Source organism: Streptomyces sp. NPDC050658 (assembly GCF_044457025.1).
In the GTDB taxonomy this organism is placed as follows: domain Bacteria; phylum Actinomycetota; class Actinomycetes; order Streptomycetales; family Streptomycetaceae; genus Streptomyces.
Window position 1 is genome coordinate 255778 of the sequence record NZ_JBITGM010000007.1, and the last position, 21970, is coordinate 277747.

Annotated in this window: 21 protein-coding genes; 5 read left to right on the forward strand and 16 right to left on the reverse strand. The window is 72.1% G+C overall.

The window, feature by feature from the left end; genetic code table 11:
* Positions 1 to 174: 174 nt before the first annotated feature.
* Genes ACIBKX_RS25125 through ACIBKX_RS25140 form a run of 4 tightly spaced genes read right to left on the reverse strand, consistent with a single transcriptional unit; the run spans position 175 to position 4213 of the window.
* Positions 175 to 1179, reverse strand: coding sequence for an AraC family transcriptional regulator (locus tag ACIBKX_RS25125; RefSeq protein ID WP_363273134.1), 1005 nt, complete (start codon positions 1177 to 1179; stop codon positions 175 to 177).
* A gap of 28 nt (positions 1180 to 1207) precedes the next feature.
* Positions 1208 to 2428, reverse strand: a complete 1221-nt coding sequence (locus ACIBKX_RS25130; RefSeq protein ID WP_363273135.1) for a histidine kinase — start codon at positions 2426 to 2428, stop codon at positions 1208 to 1210.
* 34 nt (positions 2429 to 2462) lie between these two features.
* Positions 2463 to 3290, reverse strand: a complete 828-nt coding sequence (locus ACIBKX_RS25135) for an ABC transporter permease (RefSeq protein WP_363273136.1) — start codon at positions 3288 to 3290, stop codon at positions 2463 to 2465.
* Positions 3287 to 4213 carry an ABC transporter ATP-binding protein gene (locus tag ACIBKX_RS25140; RefSeq protein ID WP_363273137.1) on the reverse strand — a complete coding sequence of 309 codons (927 nt, stop codon included), beginning with the start codon at positions 4211 to 4213 and terminating at the stop codon, positions 3287 to 3289. The genes ACIBKX_RS25135 and ACIBKX_RS25140 overlap by 4 nt, the downstream gene beginning before the upstream one ends.
* A 131-nt stretch (positions 4214 to 4344) precedes the next feature.
* On the opposite strand from ACIBKX_RS25140, the gene ACIBKX_RS25145 reads away from it, so the two are divergent.
* A complete protein-coding gene (locus ACIBKX_RS25145) occupies positions 4345 to 5199 on the forward strand; it encodes an alpha/beta fold hydrolase (RefSeq protein ID WP_363273138.1) in 855 nt (284 codons plus the stop codon).
* A 58-nt stretch (positions 5200 to 5257) separates the two neighbouring features.
* Positions 5258 to 5395, forward strand: coding sequence for a hypothetical protein (locus ACIBKX_RS25150; RefSeq protein ID WP_363273139.1), 138 nt, complete (start codon positions 5258 to 5260; stop codon positions 5393 to 5395).
* A gap of 10 nt (positions 5396 to 5405) precedes the next feature.
* Here the strand turns inward: ACIBKX_RS25150 and ACIBKX_RS25155 are convergent, their stop codons facing one another.
* The 4 genes from ACIBKX_RS25155 to ACIBKX_RS25170 are packed head-to-tail and all read right to left on the reverse strand — an operon-like array spanning position 5406 to position 10723.
* A complete protein-coding gene (locus tag ACIBKX_RS25155; protein ID WP_363273141.1) occupies positions 5406 to 6740 on the reverse strand; it encodes a cytosine permease in 1335 nt (444 codons plus the stop codon).
* Between the two features lie 34 nt (positions 6741 to 6774).
* On the reverse strand, positions 6775 to 8220 hold the full coding sequence (locus ACIBKX_RS25160; protein ID WP_363273142.1) for a DUF1116 domain-containing protein: 1446 nt from the start codon (positions 8218 to 8220) through the stop codon (positions 6775 to 6777).
* Positions 8217 to 9767 (reverse strand): acyl-CoA synthetase FdrA, encoded by a 1551-nt coding sequence (gene fdrA, locus ACIBKX_RS25165; protein WP_363273143.1) that lies wholly within the window; start codon positions 9765 to 9767, stop codon positions 8217 to 8219. Before fdrA ends, ACIBKX_RS25160 begins: the two co-directional genes overlap by 4 nt.
* Positions 9764 to 10723: a DUF2877 domain-containing protein gene (locus ACIBKX_RS25170; protein ID WP_363273144.1), complete on the reverse strand. Its 960-nt coding sequence runs from the start codon at positions 10721 to 10723 to the stop codon at positions 9764 to 9766. Before ACIBKX_RS25170 ends, fdrA begins: the two co-directional genes overlap by 4 nt.
* Positions 10724 to 10810: 87 nt before the next feature.
* On the opposite strand from ACIBKX_RS25170, the gene ACIBKX_RS25175 reads away from it, so the two are divergent.
* Entirely contained in the window at positions 10811 to 11746 is a 936-nt protein-coding gene (locus tag ACIBKX_RS25175; RefSeq protein ID WP_363273146.1) for a carbamate kinase, read from the forward strand.
* A 120-nt stretch (positions 11747 to 11866) separates the two neighbouring features.
* Here the strand turns inward: ACIBKX_RS25175 and ACIBKX_RS25180 are convergent, their stop codons facing one another.
* Positions 11867 to 12517, reverse strand: coding sequence for a GntR family transcriptional regulator (locus ACIBKX_RS25180; RefSeq protein ID WP_363273148.1), 651 nt, complete (start codon positions 12515 to 12517; stop codon positions 11867 to 11869).
* Between the two features lie 138 nt (positions 12518 to 12655).
* Here ACIBKX_RS25180 and ACIBKX_RS25185 point away from each other — a divergent pair, with 138 nt between their 5' ends.
* On the forward strand, positions 12656 to 14185 hold the full coding sequence (locus ACIBKX_RS25185; protein WP_363273150.1) for a chlorohydrolase family protein: 1530 nt from the start codon (positions 12656 to 12658) through the stop codon (positions 14183 to 14185).
* Here ACIBKX_RS25185 and ACIBKX_RS25190 read toward each other — a convergent pair.
* The 3 genes from ACIBKX_RS25190 to ACIBKX_RS25200 are packed head-to-tail and all read right to left on the reverse strand — an operon-like array spanning position 14167 to position 16763.
* Entirely contained in the window at positions 14167 to 14961 is a 795-nt protein-coding gene (locus ACIBKX_RS25190) for a MerR family transcriptional regulator (protein WP_363273151.1), read from the reverse strand. The two genes, ACIBKX_RS25185 and ACIBKX_RS25190, sit on opposite strands and share 19 nt — an antisense overlap.
* A gap of 12 nt (positions 14962 to 14973) precedes the next feature.
* Positions 14974 to 15783, reverse strand: coding sequence for an ABC transporter permease (locus ACIBKX_RS25195; RefSeq protein ID WP_363273152.1), 810 nt, complete (start codon positions 15781 to 15783; stop codon positions 14974 to 14976).
* A complete protein-coding gene (locus tag ACIBKX_RS25200; RefSeq protein WP_363273154.1) occupies positions 15780 to 16763 on the reverse strand; it encodes an ATP-binding cassette domain-containing protein in 984 nt (327 codons plus the stop codon). Before ACIBKX_RS25200 ends, ACIBKX_RS25195 begins: the two co-directional genes overlap by 4 nt.
* A 155-nt stretch (positions 16764 to 16918) precedes the next feature.
* Here ACIBKX_RS25200 and ACIBKX_RS25205 point away from each other — a divergent pair, with 155 nt between their 5' ends.
* On the forward strand, positions 16919 to 17491 hold the full coding sequence (locus ACIBKX_RS25205) for a GNAT family N-acetyltransferase (protein WP_363273155.1): 573 nt from the start codon (positions 16919 to 16921) through the stop codon (positions 17489 to 17491).
* 3 nt (positions 17492 to 17494) lie between these two features.
* Here ACIBKX_RS25205 and ACIBKX_RS25210 read toward each other — a convergent pair whose 3' ends face one another.
* The 4 genes from ACIBKX_RS25210 to ACIBKX_RS25225 form a co-directional block, all read right to left on the reverse strand.
* A complete protein-coding gene (locus tag ACIBKX_RS25210; protein WP_363273156.1) occupies positions 17495 to 19042 on the reverse strand; it encodes an FAD-dependent oxidoreductase in 1548 nt (515 codons plus the stop codon).
* Between the two features lie 208 nt (positions 19043 to 19250).
* On the reverse strand, positions 19251 to 19424 hold the full coding sequence (locus ACIBKX_RS25215) for a hypothetical protein (protein ID WP_363273157.1): 174 nt from the start codon (positions 19422 to 19424) through the stop codon (positions 19251 to 19253).
* 108 nt (positions 19425 to 19532) lie between these two features.
* On the reverse strand, positions 19533 to 20891 hold the full coding sequence (locus tag ACIBKX_RS25220) for a S28 family serine protease (RefSeq protein ID WP_363273159.1): 1359 nt from the start codon (positions 20889 to 20891) through the stop codon (positions 19533 to 19535).
* A gap of 81 nt (positions 20892 to 20972) precedes the next feature.
* On the reverse strand, positions 20973 to 21920 hold the full coding sequence (locus ACIBKX_RS25225) for a MerR family transcriptional regulator (RefSeq protein WP_363273160.1): 948 nt from the start codon (positions 21918 to 21920) through the stop codon (positions 20973 to 20975).
* Positions 21921 to 21970: the final 50 nt, after the last annotated feature.

Sequence of the window (21970 nt, forward strand, 5' to 3'; positions counted from 1 at the left end):
TCGTCTCCTGTACGCGGATGGGGCGGACAGCGGGCAGATCGGTGCCCCCGCAGGGCCCAACTCTGGTTGCTCACAAGGGAGTTACTGTTCGGCGGGGGTGCCGTTCCCCTTGCCGTACCGCCACGTTAAGAGCGGGTCACGCGCCGCGCTTCACCGGAGGTGACAGGAGACTTGTCACTTGGGGACACGGCGGGCGCGCCATTCGCGGGCGCTCGTGCCGAACTGGTCGCGGAACCAGCGGGAGAAGGCGCTGGGCGCGGAGAAGCCGAGCAGTCCGGAGATCTCCGTGAGGGAGCGCCGCGGGTTGGCCACCAGCTGCTCGGCGAGCTGGGCGCGCGTGGCGTTGACGAGCCCGGAGAACGTCTCGCCCGACGCGGCCAGATGCCGGTGCACGGTCCTGCGGTCGACGCCTAGGCTCCCCGCGACCTGCTCGATCGAGCAGCGCCCGGTCGGCAGCAGGACCTCGATCAGCTCGCGCACCCGGTCGAGCTCGGTGGACTCGGCCGGTACCGCGAGTGACTCGAAGTACCGGCGGGCGTAGTCGCGCAGCAGCGGGTCGGCCATCTTGTTGGGCGTGTCGAGTTCGGTGGCGTAGAAGACGATTCCGTTGAATTCCCGGTCGAATTCCACGACGGGTCCGAAGTAGCGCCGGTGCGCGGTGATGTCGCGGGGCGCGCCATGGGTGAAGCACACGGAGACCGGCTGCCAGCGGGCGCCGAGGAACACGCGGAGGAATCCGATGAAGGTGCCCGTGGCCAGCTCGACGGCCTGCCGGGCCGCACGCACCTCCCCGAGTTCGAGGCTCAGCCTGACGGTCGCGAGCCCGTTGCCCTCGGTCAGCCGGCTGCGGAGCATTTCGTTGTACATGCGTTCATGGCGTACGAGCAGGGCGAGCGCGCTGCGTACGTCGGGTTCCTCGCGCAGGACCAGGCTGATGGGCCCGAGGTTGGAGAAGCGGCGGCGCTCGGCGAGGAGCAGCCCGAACTCCTCCCGGCCCGCGGCCGCGGCGGACAGCTCCAGGAGTTCGGTGACCGCGACGCCGGAGACCCAGCGGTCTTGCACGGCGAGACCGACCGGATCGAGACCCACCCGCTTCATCAGCGCGCGCGGGTCGACACCGAGGGACTGACCGAGCTCTACGTAGCTGCTCAGGGCGGCATTGCGGACCAGCGGCTTCATCGGGCGCTCCAGGGCTCTGTCCCCAACTTCATCGGTCCGGCTCCGAATCGGCCCACGGGATCTGGGCCGTCAGGCGGAAGACGCCGTCATCGCGCGGTTCCGCGGAGAGCCTGCCGCCGAGACCGGCCAGGCGCTCGCGCAGACCGGGCAGGCCCGAACCGCCGGTCCTGCCACCGCTCTTCGCGCCGTCGTTCTCCATCACGAGTTCCACCGCGCCCGGCATCCTGGCGCGCACCGACACCTCGCAGCGCGATGCGCCCGGCGCGTGGCGGAGGATGTTCGTCGTCCCCTCGCGGACCACCCAGCCGAGCGCCGTCTGCGTCTGTTCGGGCAGCCGCGCGGCAGGGCCGTTCTCGATGCGGCAGTCGATGCCCGCCGCCTCCAGGACCGAGCGGGCACCGGCCAGTTCGCTGTGCAGGTCGGCGGTGCGGTAGCCGCGTACGACCGCTCGGATCTCCCGCTGCGACTCCTGCGCGATGCGCTGTACCTCCAGCATCTGCTCCTGTGCCTGGTCCGAGCCGCGCCGTGCCAGCTGCACCGCCAGCTCGCTCTTGAGCGCGACCACCGCGAGGTTGCGGCCCAGCACGTCGTGCAGGTCGCGGCCGAAGCGCAGCCGCTCCTCCGCCACGGCCAGCCGGGACTGTGTCGCCTGTGCCTTGGCCAGTTCCTCGATGAGCCGCACGCTCCAGCCGGAGACCCGCATCGCCGTGGCCATGAACGGCACCATGAACAGCGTGGCCCCGACCACGAGGGCCAGGCTCTCGCCGGAGAGCCCGCTCGCCGCGGCCGCGGCGAGTGCCGCCGCCGGCACCGCACCGACCACCAGCACCCCGGCGCGCGGCGGCAGCGCCAGCATCGGCGGCCCGGCGTAGAACATCAGCAGCCAGATCAGATACGGCACCAGGTCCCGGCCCCCGATGCGGCCGGTGGACAGGAGCGCGCAGCCGAGGGCCGCCATGGCCAGGGTGACGGCGGCGAACAGCGCGACGAGGCGGTCCGGGCGCGGTCCGGCGCCGAGGTAGTGGCTCAGGGCGGCGCGCCCGAGCAGCACCTGGACGCCGACGTGCGCCGCGCCGAGCACCGCCACCAGGGCCGAGCCGAACGCCCCGACGCCGCACGTCGCGACCCAGAACACCCACATCGCGGCCTCGGCGGCGGCGAGGAAGCCGATGGTGGACAGGGTGTAGCGGCGGTAGCGCTCGGGGCCGTCGGGACCCCCGAGCCGCTCCACCCATGTCTCCACGCTCATGCTTCCCGACCCCGTCGCCTGACCTGCACCGTCCTCAGCCCCGCGGACCCCAGCGGAACCACCGACGCACAGCAAACACCGCCAGGCCCGTCCAGGCCAGTGCGAGGACCGTCGCCCGGAGTTGGTCCGCACCGGACAGATCGCCCGTCCAGCCGCCCCGCAGCAGATCCATCACCGGCGAGAACGGCAGCCAGGACGCCGCGTCGGCCATCGCGTCGGGCATCACCTCGCGCGGCGCGAAGACGCCGGAGCCCGCCATGGTCACCAGCAGGAACGGCAGGAACGTCAGCTGTGCGCTCTCTGCCGTCCGGGTGAACGCCGCGGTCAGCGCCGCGCCCGCGACCAGCATCGCGAAGCCGAGCAGCAGGCCGACGACGGCCAGGTGCGGGGCGGCCGGGGCGGCCGCGTCCAGGAACGCGGTCATGCCCACCGCGAGGAGCAGGGACTGTACGACCGCGAGCAGCAGCGCAGGGAGCGCGCTGCCCGCGATGATCTCCGCGTCGCGTACCTCGCCGGTGCGCAGCCGCTTGAGCACGAGGCCCTCGCGGCGCAGGACGTACACGCCGACGAGATAGGTGTAGACAGAGAAGAGCAGTGCCGTCGCCAGCGATGCCGGGACCATGACGGTGGCCACCGACATGCCGGTGCCGCCCAGGTCCAGTTCCTCGACCATGCCGCGCATCGCGAAGGCCATCGTGCTGGGCAGGACGACCGCGGTGACCAGGGACGCCTTGCTGCGCACGAGCAGCGTCAGTTCGGCGCGGCCGAGGGCGGCCATGCGGTCGGCGGCGGTGCGCCTGCCGCTCCTCGCCGCATCGGGGGCGGCGGGCCTGTTCGTCGTGGGGGCCGTTGACGTCGTCATCGTGCTTCCTCGCTCTCCAGGCCCTTGGCGATGGCCATGAACGCCTCTTCCAGCGTGGCCGAGCGGGCGTCGAGGCCCCGCAGTTCCACGCCCTCGTCACGGGCCCACAGCAGCAGCTCGGTCGCGGTGCGCTGCAGGTCGAAGGTCTCCAGGCGGACCCGCTGACCGGTCGTCTCCTGTCCGGTCACGCCCAGCGGTGCGAGCGGCGGCAGCTCGCCGAGGAACCGGTCGGCGGGCAGTTCGAAGGTGATGCGTGACGGGCGGTCCGCGACGACGTCGCAGACTCGCCCCGAGGCGGCGATGGTCCCCTCGTGCATGATCGCGAGACGGTCGGCGAGGTGCTCCGCCTCCTCCAGGTAGTGCGTGGTGAGCACCACCGTCGTGCCCTGCTCCTTCAGTTCGCGGACCAGTTCCCAGGTGTCCCTGCGGGACTGCGCGTCGAGGCCGGTCGTGGGCTCGTCGAGGAAGAGCACCTCGGGCTTCCCGAGCAGGGCCAGCGTGAGGTCGAGCCGGCGTCGCTCGCCGCCGGAGAGCTGCTTGACGCGCACGCCCCGCCGCTCGGACATCCGGGTCAGTTCAAGGGCCTCGCCCGCGGGCCGGGCGCCGCTGGTGCAGCCCGCCCACATCCGTACGGTCTCCAGGACGGTCAGCTCGGTCGGGAAGCCGCCCTCCTGGAGCATGACTCCGGTGCGGGGGCGGACGGCGGCGCGCTCGCGGTACGGGTCGTGGCCGAGCACCCGGACGGTGCCGGACGCCGGGGCTGCCTGGCCCTCCAGGAGTTCGAGCGTGGAGGTCTTGCCCGCGCCGTTGGTGCCGAGGAGGGCGAAGAGCTCACCGCGGGCCACGGTGAAGTCGACGCCCCGGACTGCCTCGAACCCCCGGTATCGCCGCTTCAGGTCGGCGGCTTCGATGACTGTTTCCATGCCCTCCACACTTCCGGCCGTCCGGACCGGTCGGCAGTGCGGTCTGTCATGGGTCGGCATGACATTCGTCATCGCCGCGAAGCCGGGACAACCCGCTTGTTCCGAAGATCGTTCCGTTAGAAGCTGCGGGAATGCAGAATCAGCCGACATTCGTCCTTGTCCACGGGGCCTTCGCGAACTCCTTCTCGTTCGCGCCGCTCCAGGCCGAACTCGCCCTGCTCGGGCACCGTTCGGTCGCGGTCGACCTTCCGGGGCACGGGTTCGAGGCGACGTACCCCGCCGCCTATCAGGCCCCGCAGGACCTCGAGGCGCTCGCCGCCGCACCGGGAGCCATCAACGGAGTCACCCTCGCCGACAACGCCGCCCGCGTGATCGAGGTACTGGAGCGGGCCAAGCGGAACGGACCGACCGTCCTCGTCGGCCACAGCCGGGGCGGCGTCACGATCACCGCGGCCGGCAACGCCCGCCCGGATCTGATCGACCGGATCGCCTACGTGTCCGCATGGTGCCCGGTCGATCTGGACGTCAACGACTACTACGCCGAGCCTGAGATGGCCGACGTCGATCCGACGGCGTTCGCTCCGGCGATAGCCGGGAACCCGGCCGAACTCGGTCTGATCCGCACCAACTTCCGGACCGCCCACCCCGGCGCGCTCGCCGGGATGCGGCAGGCCTTCGCCGCCGATCTCACGGACGACGAGTTCCGTACGTTCCTGAACACCTTCCAGCCCGACGAGAACCTCGACGTCGGCACGTCCGACGACCGGGCAAAGGCCGCGACGTGGGGGCGGATTCCCAAGACCTACGTACGGCTCGCGGACGACGCCAGCATTACGCCCGCCATGCAGGACCGGCTGATCGCCGAGGCCGACAAGCTCACGCCGGACAACCCCTTCGACGTACGGACGCTCCAGTCGGCGCACCTGCGCTGGCTCGTCCACCCGAAGCCGGCCGCCGAGCTGCTCGCGAGCCTCGCGGCGGGCTGACGGTCCGCGGAACCGGGGGCCCGGCGTGGGTGAACCCACGCCGGGTTAGGCTCAGGCCATGATGATCCCGTTCCTGGTCGGCGTCACCGTGCTGCTCGCCGTCGCCGCCGTGGGCGTCTGGGTGTGCCTGGAGTTCTGCAAGGCATGCCGCGAACGCAGGCACACACCGTCCGGTTCCGCCGTCGGCGGGTCGTAGCCCCCCTCTCCTAGGACGCGGCCTGCGGAGCGGGCGCGGCCACGACCCGTTCCAGGACCGCGTACGCCAGGACCGCCACCACCAGACCGGTGACCGCGTCGGAGAGCTGCGGGGCCCACCAGTGGGCCACTCCCGCCGCCGCCGCGCCGATCGCCCAGGCCGCGAAGGCGGTCGGACGCACCGTCGCCGTCGGCCGGACGTCCATGGCGCCGCGGCCGCCGCGCGCGAAGAACTGGTCGGCGATGAGGACTCCGCCGAGCGGCGGGACGAAGACACTGAGGATGACCAGCCAGTCCAGGAAGTGGTCCCAGACCCCGGCGAGCGCGGCGAGCGTGCCGATGAGGCCGAGGACGACCGTCATCAGGCGCATCTTCTTGCCCGTCAGATGCGACCAGCCCAGGGCGCCGTTGTAGAGACAGTGGCTGCACACGGAGCCGAGGTTGACGAAGACGAAGACCGCGGCAAGGACGTTCAGCGTCGCGGAGTCCTGGCCGGTGAGGATCGGCAGGAAGTCGCCGCCCGCGGTGGCGGGTGCGGCGACCGCGCCCGCCGCGACCACGAGTCCGCCGGTGACCTGGGCGACGACGCTGGCCACGGGGAAGGCGCTGATCGTGGCGAGCACCGCCTGCCGGCCGTTCTTCGACCAGCGGGTGAAGTCGGCGGTCATGGTGCCGGAGTCGGCGAAGGTCGCCATCATCATCGAGACCGCGGCGCCGAAGGTCAGCGTGGCGTTGCCGCCCACACCGTCGTACGAGAAGACGGCGCCCAGGTCGTGGTCGCGGGCGACGATCACCAGGGCGGCGACGCCCGCGACCAGGAACAGCGGGGCGGCCACCGCGCCCAGCCAGGACAGTGCCTTGATGCCGAGGTAGGTCAGGGCTATGAACCCCAGCCCGGCCAGGACGGCGACGAGTTGCTCGTGCCAGCCGAAGGCCTGGTGCAGGGTGGCCCCGGTGGCCCCGGTGTTGAAGGCGAACCAGCCGACCACGATGGTGGCGAGGAACGCGGAGGCGACGATGTAGCCGCCGCGCCCGAAGGTCCGCGAGGCCTGCAGCGAGAAGCTCTCGCCGGTGGAGCCCGCGCGGTGGCTGAGGATCCCGACGTACAGGAGCATGACGAGATTGGCCACCGCGATGGCCGCGAGGCCGCGCCAGAAGCCCAGCAGGGCGACGACCACGCCGCCGGGGACGGCATTGGTCAGGATCATCGGGAACCCGAACCAGACGGCCGAGACGGTCAGCAGCGATTTGCGGCTGTCCGGCGGGACCGGGCTGTGCTCGTACTCGGGGTCTAGCTCCCGGCTCGCGGAGGCGTCCTGCTCCGCGGCGGAGTGGTGTGTGTTCATCGTGTGTGTGGGCTTCCGGGTGGGCGCTCGCGCGTCAGGCGAGGGCGTCGGCGAGGACGGTGGCTGCCTTCACGAAGGCCTCCGCGGGCGGGTGGGTGATGCCGGCGCCGATCATGCCGATGCCGGCTTCCTTGTGGGCGATGGCCGTGTTGATGACCGGCAGGATCCCGGTGTCCAGGACCTTGCGTACGTCGATGCCGGTGGGCAGGCCGAGGAAGTCCAGGGCGGGGATGGTCACGTTGGGGTTGTGCGCGGTGGTGATCTCGCCCATGTCGCGCGTGTAGCCCATGGCCTCCTGCACGGTGCCGCCGACCAGGGCGACGATGGCGGGGGCCGCGGACATCGCGAACCCGCCGAAGCCGTACGTCTCGGTGATCGCGCTGTCGCCGATGTCGAGGCCGGAGTCCTCCGGCTTGTACCCGGCGAACATCGGGCCGATGACCTGCTGCGCGGGGCCGGTGAACCACTGGCCGGGCAGCCCGCTGACGCGGATGCCGAACTCGACGCCGTTGCGCGCCATGGTCGTGACGATCGTGGAGTTCTCGATGCCGTGGGCGGCGTCGAGCGCTGCCTTGGCCATCGCCATCCAGGTGGGCCCGGAGAAGTAGTCGGAGGACGCGACGAAGTCGAAGACCTCCTTCTTCTGCTCGGTCGTGAAGGACGACTGGAGCAGGCCGGGGGCGAGCGCCTGGAAGAGGAGCAGGGTGCCGGCGCCGTTGCGGTTGTGGCACTCGTCGCCCATGTGGATCGCCTGGGAGAGCAGCAGGCGCAGGTCGACCGGGCCGGTGAACTCGACGGCTTCCTTGAGCATCGGGCCGAAGACGTCACGCATCCAGATCAGGCGGTCGACGACGCTCTGGTCGTTGGCGCCCATCCGCAGGATCTTCGCCATCTGCTCGGACAGGTTGGTGTAGGCGATGTTGCCGTGCGTCTCGTTCCTGACGATGTGTACGTACATCGACGCGGAGGTGACACCGGCCATCGAGCCGACCGAGTCCGCCTCGTGACAGGGCTTGAAGGTGATCCGGCCGGACGCGGCGACCTCGGCGGCCTCGTCCAGGTCCTTCGCCAGGCCCTCGAAGACGATGGCTCCGGTGACGGCGCCCTTCATCGGGCCGTTCATCCGGTCCCAGGTGATGGGCGGGCCCGAGTGCAGGATGGTGGTCGGCGTCATGCCGGGGACCACGTCCAGGGCGCGGCCGAAACCGACGAGCATCGGGCGTGCGGCCATGATGCGCTCGACGGCCTCGGCGTTGGCGGCGTCGATCTTCGCGGCGAGTTCGGGCCGCTCCAGGGCGTCGAGGGCGCGGGCGGCGTCGGGGTTGCCGCCGCCGGGCGGGGTCCAGTCGAGGGTGGAGACCTGGGCGTCCTGTGCCCTGATGTCCGCGTCGAACATGGCGAGGCCGACGTTGACGACGCTCAGGTCGCCGCCGAACAGGGCGGCTGCGGGAGTGAGTTCGGGGTTCTGCGCGGTGGTCATGCCTGTGCCTTCTTCGCGATCTCGCGGGCGAACTGGCCCGTCTCGGTGGAGCTGAGGGTGACGGTGACGCCGGCCGCGCGCAGGGCTGCGGTCTGGGCGGCGACGGAGGGGGTGTCCAGGTCGGTGCCGAGGACGTAGGCGACGACCTCCAGGTGGCGGCCGGCCTCCCGCGCGATGCGCTGGGCCTCCTCGACGGCGGGCAGCGTGGTGCCGACCGGGTCCTCGTGGGCGCCGAAGCCGAGGACGAAGTCCAGGACGAGGGCGGCGACTTCGGGGTCCCTGGCCTCCTCGACGATGCGCTCGATGCGCAGGGCCGGGTCGATCATCGGGTGCGGGCGGCCGTTGGTGAAGTCGTCGTCGCCGAAGTCGAGGAAGGTGTGGCCGCGCGAGGCGGAGCCCGCCGGGAGCCGGAAGCCGGCGTCCTTCTGGATGTTGGACCAGACGTCGAGTCCGGCGTCGCGCACGGCATACATGGTCTCGTCGCACAGGGTGCCGCCGCAGAACAGGCCGCGTACGTACTTCTGGCCCTCGGCGAGACGGGCGACGACGGCTTCGGCGGCGGCTGCGGTGTCCGACGTGTCACCGGCGGGCATCTCGGCACCGGCGAGTTCGACGGCCTTGCCCGCGGCCTGGAGGCTGCCCGCGGCGAAGTGGCCGCCGGCGGCGGTGACCGCCTCCTCGGAGCCGTCGATGAACCAGACGACGACGGGCTTGCCCGCGGCGGCGACCTCGGCGAGGACCTTCTTCTCGACGGAGGGGGCCGGCGGCTTGGAGACGAGGACGATCACGTCGGTGGCCGGGTCGGCGGCGAGCGCCCGGATGCCGTCGACCATCATGATGCCGCCGACCTGCTCGGACAGGTCGCGGCCGCCGGTGCCGATGAGCTGCGAGATGCCGCCGCCGAGCGCGTGGACGCGGACGGAGACCTCCTGCGAGCCGGTGCCGGACGCGGCGACGATGCCTACGTTGCCGGGGCGGACCTTGTTGCCGAAGCAGAGCGCGACATTGTTGATGATGGCGGTGCCGCAGTCCGGCCCCATCATGAACAGGCCCTTGTCGTGGGCGAGTTCCTTGAGTGCGATCTCGTCCTCGACGGCGACGTTGTCGCTGAACATCATCACGTGCAGGCCGCTCTCCAGGGCCTTGCGGGCCTCGCGGGCGGCGTAGGCGCCGTTGACGGCGATCACGGCGAGGTTCGCGCCGTCGATGCCCTCGGCGGCGGAGGTGATGGTCCGGTAGGTGACCTGGCCCGCGTCGGCGGATGCGGGGGCCTTGCGGGTGAGGAGGTCCTCGATCTCGGCGAGCAGCGCCTCGGTGTCGGCGCCGCCCTCGGCCACCAGGACGATCATGAGGTCGCCGCTCTCGGCGCCCCGCAGCTCGTCGGTGAGCAGGCCCAGGTTGTCCAGGACCCCCTTGTTCATCTCGGTGCCCATGGCGGTGAACGCCTGCTCCACCCCGTCCAGGGCGTTGGCCTTGGTCGAGACGGACATCAGGGACACGGAGTCGAAGTACGTGTTCTTACGTACGACGGCTGTGGTGGTACTCACAGCGGACCTCGCAGTTCTTCTTCCAGGTGGAGTCCGGCCACGAGGCCGGACAGGGTGTCGCTGCCCGAGGTGTGGCCGATGGCCAGCACCTTGTGGACAGGAGCGTGCAGATCCCGCGACGGGCTGCCGGTGGCCAACAGCCTCAGGACGTCGAGGAGTTCGGAGCGGGCCCGGCCGTCGGCGGCTTCGTGGAGCGTCGCAGCGGAGAGGTCCGTGGTGCGCCCGGCGTGCTCGGCGAGGACGCCACGCAGCACCGGCACGAAGCCGCCGAGCGCGCTGCCGGGGAGGGCGGCGAGCAGGGTGACGCCGGTCAGGAAGTCGTCGCCCGCCGGGGTCAGTCCGGGGCCGAGGCCGAGGAGCGCGAGGACGCCCCGGCGCATCCCGGCGTCGTCCCCGGTGCGCAGCGCGGCGAGCAGGACCGCGCGCCCTTCGTGCAGGGCACGGACCACGGCGGTCTCCATCGGCCCGGCGTAGGGGCGGGCGCCGAGCATGCCGCCGCGGGAGCCGTAGGTGCGGTTCAGGCGGTCGATCAGGGTGGCCGCGGCGGCGTATCCGCCGGGGGTGAGGTGGGCGAGGGAGGGTGCGGCGGCGTCCCAGGGGCGGGCGCCCGCCGTCGTCAGGAGCAGGGGGCGGTGCGGGGTTTCGAGACTGATGCTGCCGGGCGCGAACGTCACGGCCTGGTCGGCCGCGAGACCCCGCTGCGTCCAGTCGCTGACGTCGGTGACGAGCGTCCTGGGGGCGTCGCCGCCGTCGCGGGCGGCCAGCGCGATGAGCGCGCCGCGCGGGGTCAGGAGGTTGACCACGCGGGCGAAGACGGAGTGGACGCAGCCGGGGCCGGTGAGCGTGCGCAGCCGGTCCAGGAGCTGCGCGTCACCGGAGTCCACCTGCACCTCGACCGACTCGCCGCGGACCATCGTCGCGCCCTCCTCACCCTGCTCGTGACCCTGCTCGTACATGCCTGAAAGCTCCCCCTCCGGTTCGCCAATATTGGTATACCATTCTGCATCCCATAAGCGAACACAAGTACCAGCAAGGGAAAACACATGCGCATCGTCGTCGCTCTCGGAGGAAACGCACTCGCCCGCCGCGGGGAACCGATGACGGCCGACCACCTGCGCGCCAACGTCCGGGGCGCCTGTCAGGCCCTGGCCGGCCTGGCCCGCGAGCACGAGGTCGTCATCACCCACGGCAACGGGCCCCAGGTCGGCCTGCTGGCACTGCAGAACCTCGCCTACCAGGACGTGGCGGCCTATCCGCTGGACATCCTCGGCGCGGAGACCCAGGGCATGATCGGTTACGTCATCCAGCAGGAGCTCTCCAACGCGCTGGCCGGCGAGCGCGAGGTGGCGGCGGTCATCACCACGACCGAGGTCGACGAGGCCGACCCCGCCTTCGAACGGCCGACCAAACTGATCGGCCCGACCTATTCGGCGCAGGACGCGGCGGAGGCCGCCGCCGAGTACCGCTGGACCATCGCCCGTGACGGCGGCGCGTTCCGCCGCGTGGTGCCCTCCCCCGAACCGCTGCGGATCATGCAGGCGCCGCTGGTCAGCACGCTGCTGGACAACGGCACGCTCGTGGTGTGCGTCGGCGGCGGCGGGGTGCCGGTGCGCACCGACAGCAAGGGCCGGCAGATCGGCATGCAGGCGGTGGTCGACAAGGACGCGGCCAGCGCCACACTGGCCGCCGACCTCAAGGCGGACATGCTGATCATGCTCACCGACGGCGACTTCGTCAGTGAGAACTGGGGCACGCCCCAGCAGCGCGACATCCTCACCGCGTCGCCGGAGGGCCTGGCCCAGATGGCCTTCGCCGAGGGCTCGATGAAGCCGAAGGTCGACGCGGCGGTGCGCGTCGCGGAGGCCGGCGGCCGCACCCTCATCGGCCCCCTGGAGCGCCTGGACGACCTGCTTGCGCGGCGGGTCGGCACGGAGATCAGGGCCGACGTGCCGGAGGGCATCGTCTTCGTCGGCGCCTGACGCCGAGGGCGGGCCGCTTCAGCGGCTTGTTCGGTATACCATCCGCCGGGCGCGGCCTCCGAAGCCGCGCCCGGACGCCCCCTTCACGGGGGCGGGCGAGGCAGGCGGGCTCCTATGCCCCTATCGCGCCGTCCTGCGCTGATGGGCCGCGGCCTCGGCCTGGCTGGTCGCCAGGTGCTGCACGGCCAGCTCGCCGATGCCCTCGACGTCGCGCGCCTCGATCGCCCCGTACAGGTCCTCGTGCTCCGCGGCGACCACGGCGAAGTCGTCGTGCTGCCCGAACAGCCAGCGCATCCGGCTGCGCAAGGTCGCCTGGAGCTCGCTCAGCAGTGCGTTGTCGGCCAGTTCGGTGACCGTCTCGTGGAAGTCGGCCGCCGCCCGCCGGGCCGCCGCCCCGTCACCCTTCGCCGCGGCGGCCAGCTCCGCGTCGAGGTCGGCCCGGAGCTTGGCCAGCCCCGCCCGCGTACGCCGCTGGGCCGCGAGCCGGAAGCCGAGGGTCTCCAGGGCGGACCTGACCTCGTCCAGGTCCGAGATGTCGGAAGCGGTGAACTCGCGGACCACTGCCCAGGTGCGCGGGCGCGGCGTGACGAGCCCCTCGTTGACCAGGTCCCGCAGCGCATCGCGGACGGGCAGCCTGCTCACACCCAGCTCGGTGGCGATCTCGCGCTCCACCAGCTTGCTGCCGGGTGCCCGCGTCCCGTCGATGATCTCATCGCGCAGGGTGCGCATGACCCGCTCCGACTCGGGTGTGAATTCCTCAACGCCTGTCATGCCGCCATTTTCGCATCGGAGATCGCGGCGGCGACCGCCCGGCCCACGCTGCCGCCCACTGCGACACCCCGCTCCACTTTGGTATGCCAACTGTTAGGGTCTCGGTCACCTTCGGCCCCGACCGTCAGGAGTCCCTTCGTGCGCACCCGTTGGCGTGCCGCCCACGTCCTCGCCCACCAGAGCGGCCGCCACGCGCTGCTGCGCGACGGGGAGGTGGTCTGGGACGACGACACCATCGTGCACGTGGGCCGGGGCTGGACCGGGCACGTCGACCGGGACGTCGACCTCGGCGACCGGATCGTCCTGCCGGGCCTCGTCGACCTCGATGCGCTCGCCGACGTCGACCACCTCGTGCTCGACTCCTGGGCCTCCCCCGAGCACGCCCCGGGCCTCCAGTGGTCCCATGCCTACGCCGGGCGCAGCCGGGACGTGTTCACCCCCGACGAGCGCTCGCTGATCCGTACGTACGCGCTGGTCCAGCTCGCCCTGCACGGCATCACCACCTATCTGCCGATCGCCTCCGAGGCGCACAGCGCCTGGGCCGAGAGCTTCGACGAGTTCGTCGACATGGCCGAGGTCTCCCGCCGGATCGGACTGCGCGGCTACCTCGGGCCCAGCTATCGCTCCGGCGTCAACGTCGTCCGCCCCGACGGCCGCCGGGACGTCGCCTTCGACGAGGAGCGCGGCCGCGCCGGGCTGCGCGACGCCGAGCGGTTCCTGGACCACGTACGAGAACTCGGCGATCCCCTCGTGCACGGCGCGCTCCTGCCCTGTCGCATCGAGACCCTCACGCCCGAACTGCTGCGCGCCACCGCCGAACTGGCCCGACGCCGTGACGTGCCGGTCCGGCTGCACTGCCTCCAGGGCGGCACCGAGCGCGAACTCGTGCGCCGGCTCCACGACTGCACACCGATCGAACTCCTCGGCCGCACCGGCCTGTTGGAGTCCGGCACCCGGCTCCTCGTCCCGCACGGCATCGTCGTCGACCGCCATCCGTCCGTGCACGGCGCGGACCACGGCGATCTGGCCGTACTCGCCGACGCCGGGGTCTCGGTCGTGCACTGCCCTCAGACCTCGCTGCGCTACGGCAGCGTGCTGCACTCCTTCGGCGCCTACCGCCGCGCCGGGATCAATCTCTGCCTCGGCACCGACTCGTTCCCGCCGGACCTGATCCGCGGCATGGACGTCGGCGTGCACCTCGCCAAGGTCGTGGACGGCCGGGCCGACGCGGCGCCCGCCGAGGCCTATGTGGAGGCCGCCACCCTCGGCGGCGCGCGGGCGCTGGGCCGCGCCGACCTCGGACGGCTCGCCCCCGGCGCCCGTGCCGACCTCGTCGCGTTCCGCCTGGACGACATCCGCGACGGCGTACGCGACGATCCCGTACGTACGCTGCTCCTCAACGGCAGCGCCCGCAACGCCACGCACTCCGTGGTGGACGGCCGCCCCGTGCTGGTCGACGGACGGCTGCCCGGCATCGACACGGAGCGCCTGCGCCACCAGGCCCAGGCACTGTTCGAGAAGATGCGGGCGGCCTACGGCGAACGGGACGTCCTCGGGCGCACCGCCGCCGAACTCTTCCCGCCCGCCTTCCCCGCCTTCCGGTTCCCGGCCCCTGACGAGCCGCCGCGACAGAATCCCAGGGAGCCGCTTCAGCCTCCGGCCCGGTGAGCGGGCGCCGGGTCGACGCGTTCGAGCTTGGTCCAGCCCGCCCACCCCCGCTGCCTCAGCAAGTCGATCAGGCGCCGTGCCGGCGGCGCCGCGTCGAATGCCAGCGCGTCCATCAGCCGGGCGAACGGCGGCTCGATGTCGGCGTCGTCGACGTAGTCCTCGCCCTGCTCGTCGGCCATCCGCGTGATGTAGGCGGCCAGTTCGTCGGCCAGCTCCACCAGGCGCGGGTCGTCGTCGGCCCGGTCCAGGGCCTCGCCCAGGGTGCGGTAGAAGGCGACGAGCTGCGGATCGGCGAGCTGTTCGCGCTTGCGTGCCAGCCACTCCGGGACGCGCTCGGGCGAGTGCGCGGCCAGCGGGATCCAGCCGTCCCGCTCCACCCGGACGATCCGCTCGTCGACGCCGAGCGCCCGCAGCCGGTCCAGGAAGCCGACCACATCGGCGGGCAGCGCCAGGCCGTCCCCCGCGGCGAGGCGGGCGATCCGTTCGCGGTGCCGCTGCCGCTCCCGGATCTCCGCCCGCAGCCGCCGGTCGATGTCCGCGACCGCCGAGGCGAACTCCGCCTCGTCGGCCCGCAGCAGCTCCCGCACACGCGCCAGCGGAACCCCGGCGTCCGCGAGCGTCCGGATCCTGATCAGTTCGACCACGGCGTCGGCGCCGTACCGCCGGTAGCCGGAGTGGTCGCGCTCCGGCTCCGGAAGCAGCCCCTTGGCGTGGTAGTGCCGCACGGCGCGGACGGTCACCCCGGAGTACGACGCGAGTTCGCCGATGGTCAGCATCGGATCAGTCTCCTAGTTCGCGGCACGGGTCCGGTAGAGGCGCCGCGACCAGAGGTGGCCGGCCCATCCGATCACCGCACACCAGCCGATGGCCCAGAGCGCGTCCGTACCGTCCGGCGATCCCGCCAGGAGACCGCGGAAGGTGTCCATGACCGGGGTGAACGGCTGGTGCCCGGCGAACCACCGGAGCCCGCCCGGCATCGTCTCGACCGGCACGAACCCGCTGCCCACGAACGGCAGCAAGATGAAGATCATCGGCCAGTTGCTCGCGACCTCCGGGTTCGGACTCGCGAGCCCCAGCGCCACGGTGAACCACGTCATGGCGAAGGCGAGCAGCCCCAGCAGACCGGCGAGCCCCAGCCACTGCGTCGCCGAGGCCCCGGTCTCCAGGCCGAGCGGGAACGCCGCCCCGACGACCACGACGAGCGCGAGCGCGGTCTGGATCATCGCCCCGAGCACATGGCCGGTGAGCACGGAGACCTTGGCGATGTCCATGGTCCGGAACCGGTCGATGATCCCCTCCGTCATGTCGGTCGCGACGGAGACGGCCGTGGAGACGGACACACTCGCCACCGCCATCATCAGGATCCCCGGGGTGATGAAGGTCAGGTAGTCGCCGCGGTCCCCGCCCGGTGCCCCCGGCAGACCGGCACCCATGGTGCCGCCGAAGACATGGCCGAACAGCAGCAGGAACAGCAGTGGCTGGCCGATGAGGATCAGTGTCAGCGACGGGTAGCGGGCCATGTGCTTCAGGTTGCGGCGCAGCATGGTCGCCGAGTCGCGAAGGGCGTACGCGGCCTGGCCCGGCCGGGCGGTGCTCATGCGGTCACCGCCTTGGATGCGGCGGCGGAGGCGTGGCCGGTGAGGGCGAGGAACACGTCGTCCAGGTCCGGGGTGTGCACGGTGAGTCCGGTGACGGCACCGTCCTCGATCCCGCCTCCTGTCCCGTCCGCCCCGTCCAGCGCGTCGAGGAGCCGGCGCAGCGCGGCGAGGCTGCCGTCGTGCGGCACCGTCACGGTCAGCGCCTCGGCGTTCGCGCTCGCGTCGGGCAGCCGGCGCGCCAGCTCGGCCACCCGCTCGCCGTCGGCGACCTGAAGCTCGACATGACCGCCGGGCACCAGCCGCTTCAGCTCGGCCGCGGTGCCCTCGGCGACAAGCCGGCCGCCGTCGAGCACACCGATCCGGTCGGCGAGCTGGTCGGCCTCCTCCAGGTACTGGGTGGTGAGGAAGACGGTGACCCCGTCCGCCACCAGGCCCCGCACGGTCTCCCACAGGTCACGGCGGCTGCGCGGATCGAGGCCGGTGGTCGGTTCGTCGAGGAAGATCAGCCGGGGCCCGGCCACGAGGGTCATCGCCAGGTCGAGGCGCCGCTTCATGCCGCCGGAGTACGTCGCCGCGCGCCGGTCGGCGGCATCCGACAGACCGAACCGTTCGAGGAGCCGTCCGACCACGGCGCGCGCGTGGGCGGGGTCGAGATGGCCGAGGTCGGCCATCATCCGCAGATTCTCCCGCCCGGTCAGGAGCGCGTCCACGGCGGAGAACTGTCCGGTCACCCCGATCGACGCGCGCACCAGGTCGGCCTCGCGGCGTACGTCGTACCCGGCGACCCGGATGTCACCGGCGTCCGCGGGCAGCAGGGTGGACAGGATCCGGACCGTGGTGGTCTTGCCCGCCCCGTTGGGCCCGAGCAGGGCGTAGACGGTGCCCGCGGGGACGGTGAGGTCGAGTCCCGCGACCACCTCATGGTCGCCGTACGCCTTGCGCACTCCGGCGGCCTCGATCGCACTGGTTGTCGTAGTCATGCCGCCATGCTGGGAGCCTGCCCCTGCGTCAGGGTCAAATCATCGCGGGCGTCACCGGGCGTCACCGGGCGTCGGTCCGCGGGCCGCCGTACGCCACGGCCCGCAGGGACCCGCACGAGCCGCGCTCCAGCGGCGCGCCATGGCATCGTGACGCCATGCCCATCGACGTTCGCCCCGCCGCCGTCTTCGCGGACATCCGCGCCCTGGTCGGCCCGAAGTCGCCCGACGCCAGCGTCTGTTGGTGTCTGAGCCACCGGATCCCGTCCAAGCTCAACAACGAGCTTCGCGGCCCCGCCCGCGGCGAGTACGTCGCCGAGCTGTGCCGCACGGGTCCGCCGCTCGGGGTGCTGGCCTACGACGGCGACGAGCCGGTCGGATGGGCCGCCGTGGCCCCGCGCTCGGACACGTCCTTCGCCCGCAACCGGAAGATCCCGCACGTCGACGACCTGCCGGTCTGGTCGCTGTGGTGCATCCGGGTGCGGCCCGGTCACCGCAAGCAGGGGATCTCGCACGCCCTCATCGCGGGCGCAGTGGAGTTCGCCCGCTCCCAGGGCGCACCGGCGATCGAGGCGTACCCCCTCGACAACGACGGTGCCAAGGTCGACCTGACGATGGCGTATCCGGGGCTCCGGAAGAACTTCGAGCGCGCCGGCTTCACGTACGCCGCCGACACCACCTCGGTGCTGTCCGGTCATCCCCGGGTCCTGATGCGGCTCGACCTGCGCTGACTCCTAGCCCGGCTCCGGAGCCTCCCGCCGCTCCAGCGGGCGCGTCGCCGGGCCCTCGAGCACCGAGCCGTCCGTCGCGAAACGGGAGCCGTGGCAGGGGCACTCCCAGACCCGCTCGGCGTTGTCGAAGTGCACCAGGCAGCCGAGGTGGGTGCAGCGCGCGGAGACCGCGCTGACGTGCCCGTCCTCGTCGCGGTAGACCGCGTACCGCCCGCCGTCCAGGCGTACGACGGCCCCGCTGCCCGGCGGGATGTCGGTCACCGCGTCGACGTGGCTGGTGTGCAGCCGGTCGCCGACGAAGCGCTTGGCCACAGCTGCCTGGTGGGCGGCGATGTGCCCCGTGTCGCGGACCGGCGGCAGCCGGCGCGGGTCGAACAGCTCGGTCCAGGCGGGCCGCGGCCCGCCGACGATGTGCGCGGCGAGCAGCCGCCCCGCCATGACGCCGTTGCTCATGCCCCAGCCGCCGAAGCCGGTGGCGACGTAGACGTGCTGGGTGCCGGGGTGCGCGTGGCCGACGTACGGGAGCCGGTCGGCCGAGTCGTTGTCCTGCGCCGCCCAGCGGTAGCCGGTGTCCGCCTCCGCGAAGTGCGGCAGGTGCTCCCGCGCCCAGGCGTCGAGCCGGCCGAAGCGCCCTTGGACGTCGCCCGCGCCCGGTGCGAAGGCCTCGCCCGTGACGATGAGCAGCCGTCGCCCTTCGTCGTACGGGGCGCTGCGCAGCGAGCGGATCCGGTGTTCCGGAGTGAGGTACATGCCCGCGGGTGCCGCGTCCGCCGGTACCGGCGCGGCGATCACCAGCTCGCGCCGGGGTGTGAGCAGGGTGAAGAGCGTGCTGTGGTCGAAGACGGGGTAGTGCGTGGCGATGACCGCGTCGTCCGACTGGACGGTCGCGCCGCTCTCGGCGGTCACACGGCAGCGGTGGCCGTCGTGCAGCCCGGTGACACGGGAACGCTCGTAGATCCGGCCGCCGCCCCTGGTGATGTGCTCGGCCAGCGCGAGCAGGAACTTCCGCGGGTGGAACTGGAGTTGACCCGCGACGCGGACCGCGCCTGCGATGTCGAAGGGGAGTTCCGTGTCGGTCACGAAGGACGCGTCGAGCCCGGCGCGCCGCGCTGCCGCCGCCTCCTCCTTGATCTCGTCGACGCGAGTCGGGTCCTGTACGTAGGTGAAGGCGTCGGCGCGTTCCAGGTCCGCGTCGACGGACAGCTCCGCGCACAGGGCGGCGGTGCGGTCCACGGCGTCCTGTTGGGCGAGCGCGTACAGCCCGGCCGCGTCGGCGCCCTGCCGCGCCTCCACATGCGCGTACAGAAGTCCGTGCGCGGCGGTCAGCTTGGCGGTGGTGGAGCCGCTGACTCCCGCGGCGATCCGGTCGGCCTCCAGGACGACGACGTCCAGGCCGGAGCGGACCAGCTCCCAGGCGGTGCAGAGTCCGGCGATGCCGCCGCCGATGACCACGACGTCGGCGGTGAGGTCCTCGTCGAGCGCCGGAAGGCGGCTGCCGGGCGCGCTCGCCGTCCAGTACGACTCTTCGGTGGTCAGGCGGCGCACGGTCATGTCTTCCCCTGACGATCCGGGTGCGGCTGCTCGGTGCCGGACGTACGTTCAACCCGAAAAGCCGGATTTACCCGTACACCTCCATGTAACCGCCATCCGGGAGAAGGGCAATTCCGTGAGCGAAGACGTCTTCATGGCCGCCCCGGAGCAGCCACACATGCAGGGAGGGCACGCACGCGCCCATAAGCGTGCCCCTCCCCACGCATCCCTACGACGCGGGTCCACCGATGGGCGCGCCCGAGATGGGGCCCCTGAAGTCCAGGACGTCCTCGGCTCTCTGCTGGATCTCCTCGGCGGCCTGGCGGGCCGTCGCGACGACATCGCCGTGCTCCTGGACGAGGGTGTGGTAGATCGGCGCCTGAACAGCGTCATTGGCTGGCATGACCAGCGGCTCCTTGCTCGGGGACGGTGTGTTTCGGTTCTGTCGGTTCGGCCTCGGACGGCCGATCCGCGACCTTACGCGCTGTGGGTGACGTGCTGCGGACCGGGGTCACCGCCCGGCCCACCGGGACACCGTCGCCTTCGCCCGGTTCGCGTCCTTCGCCCCGAGTGACGCGATGCGTGCCCGGTGGTTCGTGTCCGGCGCGACATAGACGTACGCGTCCCGGCTGCCCGCGCCGAGCCGGAACCGTTCGGCGGTCGCCACGTCGTTCTCGCCGTACACGAAGAGGATGCGGCCGCCGTCCTCGCGCACCCAGCGGTCGATGTCGGCCATGGCGTGCGGCCGGAAGCGGAGCGGGATGTCGCGGGGCACATAGGTCCGCACGGCCTGGATGCCGGGATGGCGCAGCAGGCCGGCGAGGTGCGGGGTGCCGTACTGCGGGTATCCGAGCTCGGTGCCCAGCTGATGGAAGTAGGGCGTCAGGGGTCTGAGCGTCGTGTCCGTGTAGTTCGCGAGGCCGGACGTCTTGTCGAGCCAGGCGTACAGCTCGGGTGACGGGGCCGTGGGCGCCGGTACGCCGGCGCAGGTGCCGTCCCCGTACTGCCAGTACATGGACCCGGCGCGGATCACGGCCAGCTCGTACGCCTTGTCGGCGCTGCCGATGATCTCGAAGGTGTGCCCCTTGTCGGCCGCCCACTGCGTATAGCGGTCGACCAGCTCGTCCCGCCGTTCCAGTGCCGTACGCTGCACGGCCTTCACGGCGTCGCGGCAGGCGGGTGTCCCGACGCGCTCCATGAACGCGTCGTACGCGCTGTCGTCACGGTCGTCCACGTTGTTGGGGGCCGCGTAGACGACCGTGCCGTCCACGTCCCCGGGGTAGAAGCGCCGGTGGTAGACGGAGGCCATGCCGCCCTTGCTGCCGCCCGTGGAGATCCAGCGGGCGTCGTACAGCGGCTTGAGCGCCCGGATCAGGCGGTGGTGGTCGCTCGCCGCCTGCCAGATGTCCAGCTTCGACCAGTCCTCGGGCCGCGGCCTCGACTCGCCGAAGAACCGCTGCTCGGTGACGATCTCGTTGCCGTCCACCAGCGTCGTGGGCTCGGACCGGAAGCCGGGGTCGGTGACGAGGCCGTATCCGGAGGTGTACAGCACCATGGGCCGGTCGGTGGACTTGTGCACGAGCCGCAGCCGCTGCCGGAACGTCCCGCGCGAGGGGTGCCGGTGGTCCACGGGCTGCCGGTAGCTCAGCTCGAAGTGGCGTTCGCCGGACGCCGCGGGCTTCTCGGCCGTGACCCGCATTCCGGGGACGGCCTCGATGCGGTCGCGGATGTCCGCGGCCTGCGGCTGCCCCGCGGTGGCCGCCGCTGCCGGGGCCGCGCCGCCCGGCAGGGGATCGGCGGCCAAGGGAAGGGTCAGCAGGCCGAGGACGGCGAGGGTCACGCCGGTACGGGTGCGGTGAGTGTGGGTCATGCGACCAGTGAAGCCACGGGAGCGGACCCCCCAGAACCCCGGCACGGGTGAACCGGCTCCCCCGCCAGGGGGATTGACCGGTCAGCCGGCCGCCGCCCCGCCCCTCGTGCGCAGGGCCCGCACCGCCCAGTCGAGCACCGGCGCCAGGCTCTGAGGGGCGGGCCAGCCGTTGACCACCGCGAGGAGCCGCAGATACCGGTCCCTGCGCGGATCGTTCATGCTCTCCAGACGGTGCACGAGGTGTCGGCGCGACGCCTCGTCGTCGGGGCGGCCGGTGATGCGCGCGTAGTGGTCCATGAGCGCCGCGACGATCGGGTCCGCGGCGCGTGCGGACGGGTCGACGCCCTGGGACAGGGCCTGTTCCACCAAGGGACGCGCCGCTTCCGCGAGGAGGCGCGGCAGCCCCGAGCCGTCGTCCGGGGCACGATCGGCCGCCTGGTCCTCGGCCATCACCTGCATGCTCCGGCGGAATCCGGGGTCCTGGAGCAGTTCGGCGAGCTCCACCCAGGCCACGACCTGCTCCGCGTCGGGGTCGTCGGGCAGTTCGGGGGTCAGATTGCGGATGACCGCCAGGAACTGGGGGTGGGCGTGCAGGCCCTCGAAGACGGCGCCGAGGAAGTCGTCGACCAGTCGGCGGCGTTCGTCCTCGGAGAGCTTGGCGAGACGGTGCATCAGATCCAACTCCTCAGGTGTGGAACCCCGTCGGGCGACGGCGGTCAGCACGGCCCGGCGCAGCCGCAGCGTCCGGATCTGCACGTCCAGTGCTTCGGCGTGCGCCGCCGCGACGTCGGGGAGCGGGGCCTCCCGGTCCACGACCTTGCGGACGGTGGGCAGGTCGAGACCGAGTTCCCGCAGGGTGCGTACGAGGTCGAGGCGGGCCACGGCGTCGATCCCGAAGCGCCGGTAGCCCGCCGGTGTGCGGTACGTCGGCGGCACGATCCCGGAGTCCGCGTAGAAGCGGATGGCCTTGACCGTGAGCCCGGTGCGCCGGGCGAGTTCGCCGATCGAGTAGCAGGTGTCGCCGTCCATGGCCCCAGCCTCTCCTCTCCCCCCGGGGGAGACTCAACTGCCCCCGCACA

Excerpts from the sequence above, each read along its gene's own strand:
- ACIBKX_RS25125 (WP_363273134.1), bottom strand. The coding sequence starts at position 1,179 with ATGAAGCCGCTGGTCCGCAATGCCGCCCTGAGCAGCTACGTAGAGCTC.
- ACIBKX_RS25130 (WP_363273135.1), bottom strand. The coding sequence starts at position 2,428 with ATGAGCGTGGAGACATGGGTGGAGCGGCTCGGGGGTCCCGACGGCCCC.
- ACIBKX_RS25135 (WP_363273136.1), bottom strand. The coding sequence starts at position 3,290 with ATGACGACGTCAACGGCCCCCACGACGAACAGGCCCGCCGCCCCCGAT.
- ACIBKX_RS25140 (WP_363273137.1), bottom strand. The coding sequence starts at position 4,213 with ATGGAAACAGTCATCGAAGCCGCCGACCTGAAGCGGCGATACCGGGGG.
- ACIBKX_RS25145 (WP_363273138.1), top strand. The coding sequence starts at position 4,345 with ATGCAGAATCAGCCGACATTCGTCCTTGTCCACGGGGCCTTCGCGAAC.
- ACIBKX_RS25150 (WP_363273139.1), top strand. The coding sequence starts at position 5,258 with ATGATGATCCCGTTCCTGGTCGGCGTCACCGTGCTGCTCGCCGTCGCC.
- ACIBKX_RS25155 (WP_363273141.1), bottom strand. The coding sequence starts at position 6,740 with ATGAACACACACCACTCCGCCGCGGAGCAGGACGCCTCCGCGAGCCGG.
- ACIBKX_RS25160 (WP_363273142.1), bottom strand. The coding sequence starts at position 8,220 with ATGACCACCGCGCAGAACCCCGAACTCACTCCCGCAGCCGCCCTGTTC.
- ACIBKX_RS25170 (WP_363273144.1), bottom strand. The coding sequence starts at position 10,723 with ATGTACGAGCAGGGTCACGAGCAGGGTGAGGAGGGCGCGACGATGGTC.
- ACIBKX_RS25175 (WP_363273146.1), top strand. The coding sequence starts at position 10,811 with ATGCGCATCGTCGTCGCTCTCGGAGGAAACGCACTCGCCCGCCGCGGG.
- ACIBKX_RS25180 (WP_363273148.1), bottom strand. The coding sequence starts at position 12,517 with ATGACAGGCGTTGAGGAATTCACACCCGAGTCGGAGCGGGTCATGCGC.
- ACIBKX_RS25190 (WP_363273151.1), bottom strand. The coding sequence starts at position 14,961 with ATGCTGACCATCGGCGAACTCGCGTCGTACTCCGGGGTGACCGTCCGC.
- ACIBKX_RS25195 (WP_363273152.1), bottom strand. The coding sequence starts at position 15,783 with ATGAGCACCGCCCGGCCGGGCCAGGCCGCGTACGCCCTTCGCGACTCG.
- ACIBKX_RS25200 (WP_363273154.1), bottom strand. The coding sequence starts at position 16,763 with ATGACTACGACAACCAGTGCGATCGAGGCCGCCGGAGTGCGCAAGGCG.
- ACIBKX_RS25205 (WP_363273155.1), top strand. The coding sequence starts at position 16,919 with ATGCCCATCGACGTTCGCCCCGCCGCCGTCTTCGCGGACATCCGCGCC.
- ACIBKX_RS25210 (WP_363273156.1), bottom strand. The coding sequence starts at position 19,042 with ATGACCGTGCGCCGCCTGACCACCGAAGAGTCGTACTGGACGGCGAGC.
- ACIBKX_RS25215 (WP_363273157.1), bottom strand. The coding sequence starts at position 19,424 with ATGCCAGCCAATGACGCTGTTCAGGCGCCGATCTACCACACCCTCGTC.
- ACIBKX_RS25220 (WP_363273159.1), bottom strand. The coding sequence starts at position 20,891 with ATGACCCACACTCACCGCACCCGTACCGGCGTGACCCTCGCCGTCCTC.
- ACIBKX_RS25225 (WP_363273160.1), bottom strand. The coding sequence starts at position 21,920 with ATGGACGGCGACACCTGCTACTCGATCGGCGAACTCGCCCGGCGCACC.